Annotated in this window: 11 protein-coding genes and 1 pseudogene; all 12 read left to right on the top strand. The window is 40.8% G+C overall.

The features are described 5' to 3' along the window. Window positions 1-25 precede the first annotated feature (25 nt). Window positions 26-451: an FAS1-like dehydratase domain-containing protein gene (locus BIV60_RS04450; protein ID WP_083402092.1), complete on the top strand. Its 426-nt coding sequence runs from the start codon at window positions 26-28 to the stop codon at window positions 449-451. Window positions 452-465: 14 nt separating this feature from the next. Beyond that, on the top strand, window positions 466-882 hold the full coding sequence (locus tag BIV60_RS04455) for a MaoC/PaaZ C-terminal domain-containing protein (RefSeq protein WP_071354510.1): 417 nt from the start codon (window positions 466-468) through the stop codon (window positions 880-882). A 123-nt stretch (window positions 883-1,005) separates the two neighbouring features. Continuing rightward, window positions 1,006-3,066, top strand: a complete 2,061-nt coding sequence (locus tag BIV60_RS04460; protein WP_071354511.1) for a (Fe-S)-binding protein — start codon at window positions 1,006-1,008, stop codon at window positions 3,064-3,066. Between the two features lie 277 nt (window positions 3,067-3,343). Then, window positions 3,344-4,111 carry an electron transfer flavoprotein subunit beta/FixA family protein gene (locus BIV60_RS04465; RefSeq protein ID WP_071354512.1) on the top strand — a complete coding sequence of 256 codons (768 nt, stop codon included), beginning with the start codon at window positions 3,344-3,346 and terminating at the stop codon, window positions 4,109-4,111. Window positions 4,112-4,129: 18 nt separating this feature from the next. Continuing rightward, window positions 4,130-5,101 carry an electron transfer flavoprotein subunit alpha/FixB family protein gene (locus BIV60_RS04470; protein ID WP_071354513.1) on the top strand — a complete coding sequence of 324 codons (972 nt, stop codon included), beginning with the start codon at window positions 4,130-4,132 and terminating at the stop codon, window positions 5,099-5,101. A gap of 84 nt (window positions 5,102-5,185) precedes the next feature. Then, the gene (locus BIV60_RS04475; protein ID WP_071354514.1) at window positions 5,186-5,428 is read left to right on the top strand and encodes an RING finger protein; all 243 of its coding nucleotides are present in this window, start codon (window positions 5,186-5,188) and stop codon (window positions 5,426-5,428) included. A gap of 81 nt (window positions 5,429-5,509) precedes the next feature. Continuing rightward, entirely contained in the window at window positions 5,510-5,590 is an 81-nt protein-coding gene (locus BIV60_RS30840) for a hypothetical protein (protein WP_371261503.1), read from the top strand. A 524-nt stretch (window positions 5,591-6,114) separates the two neighbouring features. Next, window positions 6,115-7,791 carry a sigma-54 interaction domain-containing protein gene (locus BIV60_RS04480; protein WP_071354515.1) on the top strand — a complete coding sequence of 559 codons (1,677 nt, stop codon included), beginning with the start codon at window positions 6,115-6,117 and terminating at the stop codon, window positions 7,789-7,791. 418 nt (window positions 7,792-8,209) lie between these two features. After that, a complete protein-coding gene (locus tag BIV60_RS04485) occupies window positions 8,210-10,336 on the top strand; it encodes an acetate--CoA ligase family protein (protein WP_256218297.1) in 2,127 nt (708 codons plus the stop codon). Between the two features lie 28 nt (window positions 10,337-10,364). Beyond that, a complete protein-coding gene (locus BIV60_RS04490; protein WP_071354516.1) occupies window positions 10,365-11,627 on the top strand; it encodes an MFS transporter in 1,263 nt (420 codons plus the stop codon). An 88-nt stretch (window positions 11,628-11,715) separates the two neighbouring features. Continuing rightward, a complete protein-coding gene (locus BIV60_RS04495; protein ID WP_071354517.1) occupies window positions 11,716-12,900 on the top strand; it encodes an acyl-CoA dehydrogenase family protein in 1,185 nt (394 codons plus the stop codon). A gap of 69 nt (window positions 12,901-12,969) precedes the next feature. Further along, window positions 12,970-13,388: pseudogene (locus BIV60_RS30180) on the top strand (SGNH/GDSL hydrolase family protein); the annotation flags it as partial. Window positions 13,389-13,779 lie beyond the last annotated feature (391 nt).

Genomic DNA, 13,779 nt, shown 5'->3' on the forward strand with positions numbered 1-13,779 from the left:
TATGTCAAGGAAGGGGGAAAAAGGGTTGTTGATAGATCCAAGTATCATCGGAAGCTCAAGTGAATCGAAAATATTCGAGATCGAGAAAGGAGCCATCCGTACTTTCGCTGAAGCCATCGGTGACGGTAATCTCCTATATAAGGATGAGTCATTCGCCAAGGAATGCGGATATCGCAGTATCGTTGCTCCTTCGACATTTCCAACTACGATCCGAGTGGCAAATCCCAAAGTCAAATTTGATCCAAGTCGGGTTTTACATGGGCAGCAGGAATACCTTTATGAAAGGCCAATTGTTGCAGGGGATGTCTTGCGCTGTTTCAGTACCGTTGTTGATGTCTTTGAAAAAGAAGGAAACATTGGAAAGATGACATTTCTTGAACAGGAAATCCGCGGTGAAGATTTGGCAGGCAACTTGGTGTATCGTGCAAAAAGCACGCTGATTGTGCGTTGAAAGGAGGAAAGCAAATGAATGGAATGGACTGGATGCGAGCAGAAATCGGGCAGGAGTTGGAGGCTCTCGTTAAGCCCGCTATTGAAAAAGTCCAATTAGTGAAATATGCCGGGGCATCGGGGGATTTCAATTTGATTCATACCGATGATGAAACAGCCAGACATGTCGGTTTACCTGGCGTCATTGCCCATGGAATGCTAAGCATGGGATTTATGGGTCAACTTTGCGGTCAATTGGTTGGGAAACATGGGTTTGTTAGTCGGTTGATGGTTCGGTTTGCGGGCATGGTATTTCCCGAGGACGTTCTGACGTGTCGGGCCAAGGTTACGAATAAGGATGAGAAAGAGCGTACGCTGGATTTAGAAATTTCTGTAGAGCGGGAACCTGGCAAACCTTTGACATCAGGTAAGGCAACTTTAAAGTTTTACTAAATAGAAAGCGTAATGCAGCCAGGATCTTTTGAGAACGGCTGCATTTTGTTTCCCTGATAAACTTATTGCTTATGATATTTGATCGGTTCAATAAAAAGTTTGGTAAGGAAAGGATGAACATTTATGCTGGTATTTATTAATTTTATAGCCTTTCTGGCAGTAATGGGCTATGCGGTCTATTTATTTGCTAATCTGGTTTACAGTCGCATTTTATTTATTAAGTTAGGAAAGAAATCTAACTTAAAAGAAGACACTTGGAAACGTGCTCAGGAAGTTCTGATCAATGTGTTCGGCCAGCGAAAATTGTTTAAGGACAAGAAAAGCGGTCTTATGCATTTAGTATTATTTTATACCTTTTTTATCATTCAAGTAGGACTTATTGAACTCATCATAAAAGGATTTATTAAAGGTTTTGAATTTCCTTTTGGTGAGGGGCATAAATATTTTAGCCTTCTGCAGGAGTGGGCTACATTCCTTATGCTGTTGGCTGTCGTATATGGATTTTATCGTCGTTATGGGGAAAAGGTAAAGCGATTGCAATGGAAGCGTGATGGCAAAGCTGCTTTTGTTTATATCGCTTTAGGTACGCTAACCTCATCAATCCTGCTTACATTAGGATTTGAAAAGATTATGTTAGATCAGGAACCGAATCTGGCCTATGCACCATTTTCTGGTGCTATTGCGTTATTGTTTACCGGCGTCGGATCAACGGTAGGAACTGCGTTGTTCTATATATTTTGGTGGGTGCATATGATAACCGTCTTTTCATTCATGGTGTTCGTACCGCAGTCGAAACAAGCACATGAGCTATTCGCAATGTTCAACATCTTTTTCAAAAAGAGCGGACCTGTTGGAAAATTGAGAAAGATTGACTTCGAGGATGAAGAAGCCGAGGAATACGGCGTCGGAAAAATTGAAGATTTTACTCAGCAGCAGCTGATCGATCTATATGCATGTGCGGAATGCGGCCGATGCACGAATATGTGTCCAGCTTCCGTAACCGGGAAGACGTTGTCTCCCATGCAATTAATTGTTAAGATGAGGGACCATTTGACGGAAAAAGGAGCAGCTGTAACATCCCGTAGCCCGTGGATGCCTAGCCCTGTTTTTGGATCTTCTGCATTATCTCCAGGACTCGCAGCTCAGGAAACTGCGACAACCATTGAAATGCCTAATTTGATTGGTCATGTTATTACCGAGGAAGAATTATGGGCCTGCACGACATGCCGAAATTGTGAAGACCAATGTCCGGTAGGGAACGAACATGTCGATAAAATCATTGATTTGAGGCGTTATTTGGTTATGACCGAAGGAAGTATGCCTCACGAAGCTACCCGTTATTTTCAAAACATTGAGCGGCAGAGCAACCCATGGGGAATTAACCGGAAGGAGCGGATCAAGTGGCGTGAAGAATGTGAAGATATCAATGTTCCTACGGTAAATGAGGTGGAAGAATTCGACTATCTTTTTTGGGTGGGATCCATGGGATCCTTTGATAAACGAAGTCAAAAGATTGTACAATCTTTTGCCAAGATTATGAACGTAGCTGGAATCCGCTTTGCCATACTCGGTAATGAAGAGCGCAATTCCGGAGATACGGCACGCAGAATGGGGAATGAATTCTTATTCCAACAATTATGTGAAGAGAATATTGCCAACTTCCAGGCTTACGGCGTGAAGAAAATTGTCACCATCGATCCCCACGCTTTCAACACCTTTAAACATGAATATCCTGAGTTTGGTTTGGAAGCCGAGGTGTATCATCATACGGAACTAATTTGGAAGTGGATCCAGGAAGGCCGCATTAAGCTGGAGAAGGAGGTCAAAGAAGCGATTGCTTATCATGATTCCTGTTATCTGGGCCGCTACAACAACATCTTTGATATCCCACGAAAAATTCTTAAATCTGTTCCCGGCGTAAAAATCTTGGAGATGGAACGGAATAAGGAAGATGCCATGTGTTGTGGAGCTGGAGGCGGCAGGATGTGGATCGAGGAAACTCAGGGGAAACGGATTAATGTAGAACGTGTTGAACAAGCACTCCAAGTTAGTCCAACGATGATTGGAAGTAATTGTCCCTATTGTCTAACAATGATGAGTGATGGAACGAAGACAAAAGAGGTCGAGGAACGAGTAAAAACCATGGACATTGCCGAAATCGTAGAAAAATCCTTATTTTTTTAAAAAAGCCCATTTAGTCTCCAATCGCATCTAACGGTGAATGAAAATCGGTAGATGTAGATGGGGATCGAGTCGAAGATTCATTATTGAATTGTTCGATTCAAAAATAAATGATGATTTAAATCACCATGGTGAACGGTGTCTCGGGAATAATAAATCTATTTTGAATTAGGTGTAGACTTTAAAAGTCGGTAAATCAAGTAGTTTGCATTATTTTAATTTGGCATAAAAATTGCTGTTAAGTATTATGTGAAATATTTTATAGGAAAGGGGCAAGAGAATGAAAATAGTGGTGTTGTTAAAGCAGACGTTTGATACTGAGGAGAAAATTTCTCTTCAAAACGGCAAGATTAGTGAACAAGGGGTCGAATTCATTATTAATCCGTATGATGAGTATGCTGTGGAAGAAGCGATGAAGTTAAAAGAGGAACTAGGGGCAGAAGTAACGATACTTACCGTTGGTCCGTCCCGGACGGAAAGCGCACTTCGAACAGCCTTAGCCATGGGGGCTGATAGGGCTTTAATGATTGAACAGAATGGTTCCGAATTGGATGAATATGTGATTTCCAATCTTATTGCCGCGGCTATCAGGGACCATGGCTTTGACCTTATTCTTGGCGGAAATATGGCGGTCGATTCAGGAGCTGGCCAAATCGCCGTACGGCTGGCGGAAATTCTAGGGATTCCCCACGTTGCAGCCATTACAAAATTATCGATCGTAGGGAGAAACGCAACCGCTGAAAGAGATGTAGAAGGAGATTTGGAGACGATCGAAGTAGAGCTACCCTTCTTGGCGACTGCCCAACAAGGGTTAAATGAACCGCGGTACCCTTCCCTTCCCGGGATTATGAAGGCAAAAAAAAAGCCGATCGAGAAAGTATCAGCCGATGACCTGGAGATCTCCAATGAGGAACGAAGTGTCCGAACAGAGGTTCTTGACCAATATTTGCCTCCTAAAAAGCAAGCTGGGCAAATTCTAACTGGAGAAATGGCTCACCAGGTGAGCGAATTGGTTCAGCAGCTTCGCACAAAGGCAAAAGTCATTTAATAAGAGAGGGCTGAGAAGATGAGCAAAAAAGTACTTGTAGTAGCAGAGACAAAAAACGGAAAATTGAGAAATGTATCCTTTGAAGCATTGACAGTTGCTCAATCTGTGGCGGAAGGTGGGGAAGTGGCTGCAGTCCTATTTGGATCTGGTGCAGCTACCTATTTGGAAGAAATCAGCCAATACGGAGCCACCCGGCTGTATGTGTCCGATCATGAGGCTCTATCCACTTATACTACGGAAGCATATGCTCAAGCATTGGCCAGCTTGATTCAAGAAGTGCAGGCAGATATCATCCTAATGGGTCATACAGCCATAGGGAAAGATGTGGCACCGCGGGTTTCCGCCCGAATGGGGATGGGGTTGATTTCCGATTGTACGAATGTCGAAACAAGTGGGGGCAATCTTGTGTTTACTCGTCCGATTTATGCGGGCAAAGCATTTGAAAGGAAAACATTCCGTGAAGGAAAAGAATTTGCGACCCTTCGTCCCAATAACTTTGAGACGGTCATTAAACCAGCCCAGACGGAGTTGGTTTCTTATCAACCGGAAATAAAAGATTTGCGAAAGATTGTGAAGGAAATCGTGAAAAAAACAGCAGGCGGGGTCGATCTCAGTGAGGCTAAAATCATTGTTTCCGGCGGCAGAGGGGTGAAGAGTACAGAAGGGTTTCACCCGCTCAGGGAACTAGCGAAAGTTCTAGGAGGAGCTGTTGGGGCCTCGCGGGGAGCTTGTGACGCTGAATATTGTGATTACTCCCTACAAATTGGACAAACGGGAAAAGTAGTCACACCTGACCTTTATATCGCCTGCGGAATTTCAGGTGCCATTCAGCATTTGGCCGGCATGTCTAGTTCTAAAATTATTGTTGCAATTAATAAGGACCCGGAGGCACCCATTTTTCAAGTGGCTGATTACGGGATTGTCGGGGATTTATTTGAGGTTGTCCCCATGTTAACGGAAGAATTCAAACAGGTATTAGTAACTAGCTAAAAAGAACAACATCTCCCATGCTGTAAAGGGAGATGTTGCCTTTTGGAGGTTCAGAACGGAGAGATTAATATGGAGGGTTGAGAGATGAACCCATTAGATTTCCGTGTTCAAATGGAAATGAAAGCTACGGAAATTTTATCAAAATTAATAGCGGAAAGGGAAAAGAAAGTACGGTATAAATTATGCGGGCACTTACTGGAAATTTATGAAGAGTTGGATATTAATGTTTTTGGAAATCCATTATTTTGGGAGTTGATACAAATCAGTCTTGATGAATTAATCATGAATGATGTTGATGAGAGGGTTTCTAAACTGGATACCATCTAATCTTTGTTATCGCCCCTAAAGGAGATATGAGAGATTAAGCTTAAATCAATAATAATACATGCGGTACAGACACCGAAAAAAATAGAGGATTTGCGTGATGAAATGTATCAACTAGCGAGGAAGAAAGGTCTAGCTAGTCAGAAGTTCTTAAAATCAGCATGATAATAGATAAGGAAATAAATACCTTCCTGAAATCCCGGTTAAAAATCAAGAAATTATCGTAATTAGAGGTAGAAAATGAGGTTAATAGTGAAGGGGGGACTAGGTTGGCTATGTGCTTCCCACATACCATATCATTTAATAATTGAACCTGAAAATAATGCAGGTCTAACTTTTAAAATGCAGGAAGCTGGAACTGTATCGGTTGCCCCTACATAGATTTGATAGCTAATGAAATTATCCCTCCAGGAGCTATTTAGTTCCCAATCCACTACTCATGTTTTTTGCTATTGGCTATGTCGTTCTAATTCTTCTCCAACTAAATCGACACAAAGGTAAAAAAGGAATTTCCATGTTATTGCTAAAAAGGTAAAAAGACGGTAAAATTTTAAGAGTCTGACTCTTCAGACTTGCAGCTTTGAATCTAATTTTATTAATAAATAGAAATGTCAAAAAATATATTTTTGATACCTAAATAACAGGTGAAACCGTTGATAAATCAATTTTTATAGAGGAAGGTAGAATCGATGAATAATTTCCCTAATTGGCTGGAATCTATTCCTTTTCCTATGGTCATAACAAATCAACAAGATGAAATAGAAAATTACAATTCTTTATTTTTCAAACTATTTGACGAAGTAGCGATTGGAGTGAATATAAAAGAGTTCTTTCATCAATGGGAAGCACTGGGGGATCCTCTTATTTCGGCTAAAAAAGGGGATCAATCCTATTTATTGCAGTGCAACAATGTCGAGAGTCAAACACAAACATCGGTGCTTTACATTGTCTCTAAAGATACCTCTTTTCAGCATTTACAAGAAAAAATAAGTAAATTGGAGCTTGAGAATAAAGAACTAGAAGCTGTTTTCGAGAACTCCACCGAAGGGATTTATATTACTGACTGTGATGGAGTGACGCTAAAAGTAAATGGCACTGTGGAGAGAGGCCTTTCCCAGAAGAAGGAATCTCTTATTGGAAAGAACATGAAGGAGTTACTCCAGGAAGGAATTGTGAATGAAACGATGACTTTCAAGGTGCTTGCACAGGGAAAGATGATTCATTCTGCACCGACTAACCAGTTCAACACACTTATAAAAACCGCTGTCCCTATTTTTAATAAAACGGGAGAAATCAAGAAGGTAGTCACCTACATTCGGAATTTATCAGAATTAAATCACCTTCATCAAGAGCTAAAAAAGGCATTGGAAATGAATGAGCGCTATAAAGAAGAGTTAGAAAAATTAAAGAACAATACTTGGTGGGATCCGAATGTCATAGTGGAAAGCAAATTATTAATAAATGTTTATGAGATGGCAAATCGAATTGCCAATTTCGATGCTACCGTGTTGGTGCTTGGGGAGACAGGAGTAGGGAAAGATGTATTGGCTCGGCATATCTATCAAGCTAGCCACAGGGGGGCGAAGGGAGAATTCATTAAAATCAATTGCGGAGCCATTCCCCAGGATCTCTTGGAATCAGAGTTATTCGGTTATGAGGCGGGCTCTTTTACAGGTGCGGACCGGAGGGGAAAACCCGGGTTGTTTGAACTGGCTGATCAAGGGGTTTTGTTTTTGGATGAAGTGGGTGAACTGCCTTTCGCTTTACAGGTTAAATTGCTTCGCGTTTTGCAGGATAAACAGATTCTACGGATTGGAGGAACCAGACCAAAAAGCATAGATGTAAGGCTAATAGCGGCAACGAATCGAGATTTAAAAGAGATGGTCAAAAAGGGAGAGTTTAGGGAAGATTTGTACTATCGCTTAAATGTGCTTCCGATCTCTATCCCTCCTTTGCGGGAAAGAAAAGAGGATATATTACCACTGGTTAAATCAATCCTTAAGAAAGTAAATGAAAAATACGCAATCTCTAAGGAATTCGACACAAGTTTAGAAAACTTTTTCTACAGCTATAAGTGGCCGGGAAATGTGAGGGAACTATCCAATCTTGTAGAACGGCTGATCATGACTGTACCTCATAAATTTATCACTGCGGCTGATCTTCCGGAAGAGTATAAGGTGCGGAAAGTTGCTACTAGCGAAATAACACTGAAGGAAGCGATGGAGAATGTTGAACTTGAGATTTTATCCCAAGCTGTTCAAAAATTTAAAAATACGTATGAAATGGCAGAAAAGTTGGGGACGAGCCAAGCTACAATCGTAAGAAGACTCAAAAAATATAATTTGTCATCACCTACGATTATCTGAAATTTCTGGAATCCCGGCATTAGGGATCAAAAAGAATAAGTCTTACTGATTTAATCTATGAATGAAGATGAATCAGCAAGGCTTTTTTTCTTTTTTTAACGGTTTAATACGATTCACTATTGAATTTAACGTTTCAAGAATGATTCAACTAATTCCAAGGAAATCGGACCTATAGGATTTAATTTTGAATCTTTCGAAATGGGCCATGATGAACCAATCCCTAATTGTCATACTTTTTAGCGATTCTTAATATTGGCATTATTCTTGCAAAATGATAATTATAGGAAACATTGCTTGTTATTCCTTGTTAAGACGGCAAACAAGAGGGAGATGATGTGTTTATCCATAAGTAGAAAAGAAGATGGTGAGTATGGGGGTAGTAATTTAGGAGGAAGAAATAATCAAAGAGGTGATTAGTGTGAAGAAAAACCTAAGTTTAGAACCTATGTTTTCTCCCCAGTCTATTACAATCATTGGTGCATCAGCGGGAGCAGGAAAAATAAGCGCAAGACCGTTATATCTTTTACGTAAGTTGGGGTATCAAGGATCTATTTACCCTGTTAATGCAAAATACACAGAAATAGAAGGGTACCCCTGCATTCAGGAGATCGAAAATTTGCCAAAGGATATTGATCTGGCCATTATTTCGATTAAGGCCAGTGAGGTGCTGCCTACCCTAGAGAAGCTGGCAAAGAGGTCAGTGAAAAGCGCAGTTGTTTTCAGTTCAGGTTTTTCAGAGGCTGGAGAAAGTGGACATGAACTTCAACAACGCTTAAATGAATTTGTTGAAGAAACGGGTATTCCAGTTTTAGGGCCTAATTCTTTAGGATTTTTCAATTTAAAAGAGGGGGCCATTGCTTCATTTCTACAACTTGAACCCAGTCGTATGGATCCCATTGCATTTATTACACAAAGCGGTGCTTTTGGAACCCTTTCCTACAAAATGTTAAATGACATGGGGACGGGCTTTCAGTATTTTGTTTCTTCAGGTAACGAGGCTGCCGTTGATTTTTTTGATTATGTTCAATACTTTGCCAACCAGGAAGATATCAAGGTGATTGGCGGTTATATTGAAGGGGCAAGGGATCTGGAAAAAATGAATGAAGCTATCCGCCTGTGTCAATATCATGAAAAGCCGCTTATATTGATGAAAGTCGGAAAGTCCGAAAAGGGAACCGAAGCAGCGACTTCTCATACCGCTTCTCTGACTGGGGATGCATCTATTTACACCAGTTATTTTAAACAAAAGAATGTCATTCAAGTAGATGATGAAGAAGAATTGATCGATACATTAAATTTGTTTAATAATGCGAAAAAAAGTTCGCAAAGAGGTGGTGTTGCTGTGGTCACCATTTCGGGCGGAGCAGGAATTGTAATGGCTGACAAATGTGAACAGTACGGAATTGAGCTAGCTAAGTTGATGCCTGAAACCACCTCGAAGCTAAAAGAACTTTTACCCACTTTTGCATCCGTGAAAAATCCTATTGATGTGACAGCGCAGATCATGCAGGATCTTGAAAAACTCTTCGAGAGTATCCGGGTGACATTAGAAGATGATGAGGTAGAGGCTCTTGTGGTTTACACCCAGTTGGGGGATTCTCTGGCTCCGAAATTTGTCCCTGGTTTATCGGAAATAGCCAAACAAACAAATAAAACTTTTGTTGTTTGCTGGGCTGGAGCTTCAGAACAAACGAAAGAAGCGTTATTTGCCGGAGGTGTTTGTTGGCTGCCTACTCCAAGCCGTTCCATTCGAGCTTTAAAAAATCTGTTGCATTATAACCGACGAAAAGAACTGTTATCAAAACAAGATCTTGCTGTTACAGAAAGATTAACGAATCGTACGGTATTGGAAGCTTATGAAGGAATCGTAAATGAATATACGGGCAAAAGACATTTGGAGAACTATGGAATCTCTGTGCCGGCAGGCAGCATAGTTAAAAGTGTTGAAAACGCTGTCAAGACTGCTGAAGAAATAGGATACCCTGTGGTATTAAAAGTTTTGTCCAGGCAAATCGCACACAAAAGCGATGCTGGTATCGTGAAAGTCAATCTAAAGTCTGAGGATGAGGTAAGAAATTCTTTTGAAGAAATCCTAACCCATGCCAAAAAATACGACCCTCAAGTTCAAATTGAAGGTGTACTTGTAGAGAAGATGATAGGAGAGGGACTTGAGGTGATGATCGGTTCCATTCAAGATCCGGTATTCGGACCTTGCATCCTGTTAGGCTTAGGAGGCATTTTTGTTGAAGTATTAAACGATACGGTGATCAGGCCAGCTCCGTTAACCATAGAAGATGCATGGGAGATGATTCGATCCCTAAAAGGATATGCCATGTTAAAAGGCATCCGCGGCCAAGGGACTTATGATGTCCAAGCATTGGCTGAAACACTTGTTAAGGTTTCGGAATTTTGCCTAGATCAAAAAGATTGGCTGCAAGAATTGGATATAAATCCAGTTATGGTACAGGTTGCAGAAAAAGGTGTAATGGCTCTTGATGCTTTACTTGTAGGAAAGCAAACAGCCAAACATTTATCTTATTTATAAACATCGGTTTCGGAAGGGTGAGTGGTTTATGCGCTGGGTGATACTTGTATTTTTATTTGTTGGTACAGTGCTCAACTTTGCAGACAAATCGGTTGCGGGATATGCAGCAGTCCCGATTATGAAAGAGTTTAGTCTTTCCTTTACTCAATGGGGACTGGTTGGAAGCAGCTTTTTCTGGCTTTTTGCGATTATGGGTGTGTTGGGAGCCTCATTATCCGACCGGTTCGGGACTAAAAAGTTATTAGCGATAATGGTGATATCCTGGGCGGTAATACAAGCTGGATCGTATCTAGTTACAGGGCTAGCCGGACTCGTTTTGATGAGAATACTGTTGGGAGCTTTCGAGGGGCCTTATTTTGCCACCGCCGCTAACCTTGTGACCAAGTGGTTTCCGCAGGAACGTCGAGGTTTAGCCATTGCCCTTATGAATTCCGGTGGTACAATTGGCGGTTTAGTTATGGCGCCAATATTGGTGGCCGGTATTAGTGAAATGGGCTGGAGAAATACGTATGGCAGCTTAGGTCTGTTGAGTGTTGCTTGGTTTGTCCTGTGGTTATGGATGGGAAAGGAAAAACCACAGCAGGAGGCTCTTACAACTAGCAAAACACAGTCATCACCAAAGATAAAATGGTCGGAAGTTTCTGGCGCCTTACTGTCCCGTAATTTTATTGTGATTTGTCTAGCCGTTTTTGCATCCTATTGGTTTTTGGCCTGGATTCAAGCCTTTCTTCCTGCCTATTTTGTCAAAGCGATCCATTTGTCACCAAAGGAGATGGGGAATTATGCATCCATCATAGGGATTGTTTCTGCGATTGGAACATTGCTAATTGCTGTGTTTTCCGATCGATTATTTCGGAAAAACCAAAACCTCCGCAGATCCCGCGTATTTGTCGGTGGAGGTGGGGTTATTCTAGCAGGTTTGCTTTTCTATTCCATCACGATCATTCATAACCCTATATACGTATTAGTTGTTATGTGTGTCGGTAAATCAATGTCGTCTGCCATGTTTGTACTGTGGGTTCCAATTGCTACCAGTTTATTGCCTCAAAGGGGAGGTTTAATACTGGGAGTTGGATCTGGATTTGCCCAATTGGCAGGGATTATCGGACCCCTTGTGACTGGAGCTATTGTTCAATCCACTGGAGCTAATGTTGTGCTTGGATTTGATCATGCGATTTTATTTGTTGGCACGTTATTAGTATTATTTGGCGCAATGTTCTTCCTGTTCTGTAAGCCCGACAAGCAAGGGGCAAACATGGTATATCCAAGTGAAGGTACGACAGTAAGTTAAACTTCTTGTGCGAAACAAAGGTAAAAGAATCCACTTCATACTAATTCTTTAACCAAACTATAAATGATAAAGTTGGAGGAATACAAAAATGTCAGTAAACACCATTTCGGATTTTCACAAAAAATCTCGTCCCTTTTTTACTCAAGAGCACTTGATGTTTCGGGATTCGTTACGCAAATTTCTTGAAAAAGAAGCTGTTCCTTATTTCGATCAATGGGAGAAAGATCGGCTCGTGCCTCGGTCATTTTGGAAGAAGATGGGTGAGCAGGGTTTTCTTTGCTCGTGGGTAGATGAACGTTACGGCGGACTTGGGCTCGATTTCGGCTTTGCTATCATCCTTGCCGAGGAGTCAATACGAGTAGGGTATGGATTAGGAGGAGGACACCTGCATAGCTCGATTGTAACTCCTTACATTGCCTCGTACGGTACTGAAGAGCAGAAGCAAAAATATTTGCCTGGCTGTATCAATGGAGACATCCTCACTGCTGTTGCCATGAGTGAGCCTGGAACCGGTTCAAATCTTGCAGGACTTCGCACTACCGCTGTCAAGGATGGAGACAGCTATATCATTAACGGTCAAAAAACCTTTATCTCTAATGGGATTCAATCGGACTTGGTGGTGGTAGCCTGCAAAACCAATCCGAACGCTAATCCACCGCATAAAGGGGTCAGCCTCTTTCTTATAGAAGATGGTACACCTGGATTTTCCCGCGGACGGAAGTTGGACAAAATAGGGCTGAATGCTCAGGATACTGCGGAATTAATTTTTGAAGATGTGCGAGTACCAGCTTCCAATCTTCTTGGCGAAGAAGGAAAGGGATTCACTTATTTGATGAGCAAGCTTCAGCAGGAAAGACTCCTAGTTGCTCTTGGTGCCCAAGTTGCTGCTGAGGATATGCTCAGTATGACTGTAGATTATGTAAAAGAGCGTGAAGCATTCGGAAAGAAAATCAGCGAATTCCAGAATACTCAATTTAAGCTTGCGGAGATTGCCACGCAAGTTCAAATTGGCCGTACCTTTATTGATGATCTCGTTGTCAAATACATGCAGGGACAAGATGTGATTACAGAGGTATCTATGGCTAAATATTGGATCACCGATATGGCAAGAAAAAATGCGGCTGAATGCCTGCAACTTCATGGCGGTTATGGATTTATGGAAGAATATAAAATCGCCCGCCGTTACCGGGATATTGCCGTTGCCCCGATTTTTGGAGGAACGAACGAAATCATGAAGGTCATCATTGCGAAAAAATTGGGATTAAATGGATAGCAGTAGCCAACATCCCAAAAGGAGAAAAATCATACAAGTGTCACACCTGTAAATAAAACTTATACGGGAATACTGGCCATTGGAGATTCTGTGATGATAGATATTGCTTCAAGCTTGCATAAAATATACCTGCCATTACAATTGATGCAAAAGTTGGCAGACAAGTTTCACAAGCTGTTGACCTGGCACCCTCTTATATAGAGTTTAATCATCCTAATAAAGCAGTTATAATTGAGCTAGGGACAAATGGTTATTTCACAAATGACCAAATTAATAAATTGCTTGGCTCTTTCTCTAAAGCCTATATTTATTTGATCAATACACGTGTACCACGTCCATGGGAAGATAAAGTGAATAAAGCGTTATATAAAAAAGCCCTAGAAAATGACAATATTATGTTGGTTGATTGGCATTCTGCAGCTATTTACCATCTAGAATATTTCGCAGCAGACGGTGTACATATTGTACCCAAAGAATTGAAGCTTTAACAATTCTAATCAATCAATAGTTAATAATATTCATTTTGGCAAATCAGATATTTCGAAACTATTAAAATGGTTGGTATATGTTCTTAGATTCTAATTATTATTATTTTTATAAGTCAATGTCCTTTAGGGTATTGGCTTTTTTTAAGTTCATTAAAGTCTGAATATTATTAGTGAACGTTCATGGTTATAAACCATTTTTACGAACGTCTTTAATAGAATTAATAGTAATAGGAGTAAAAAATGGACGATTGGAAATTTTGGTATACAAGCCAGTGGATATATGAAAGGATTACGTAAGAATAAACATATATAATAGAAGGAAATTCTTCAAAAAAGACAAGTTTAACACAAAATAAAAAAAGTCCTAATTTCTAAAAATAATCCAAATTAG

Origin of the sequence: Bacillus sp. MUM 116, assembly GCF_001866655.1 — a bacterium.
In the GTDB taxonomy this organism is placed as follows: domain Bacteria; phylum Bacillota; class Bacilli; order Bacillales; family Cytobacillaceae; genus Neobacillus.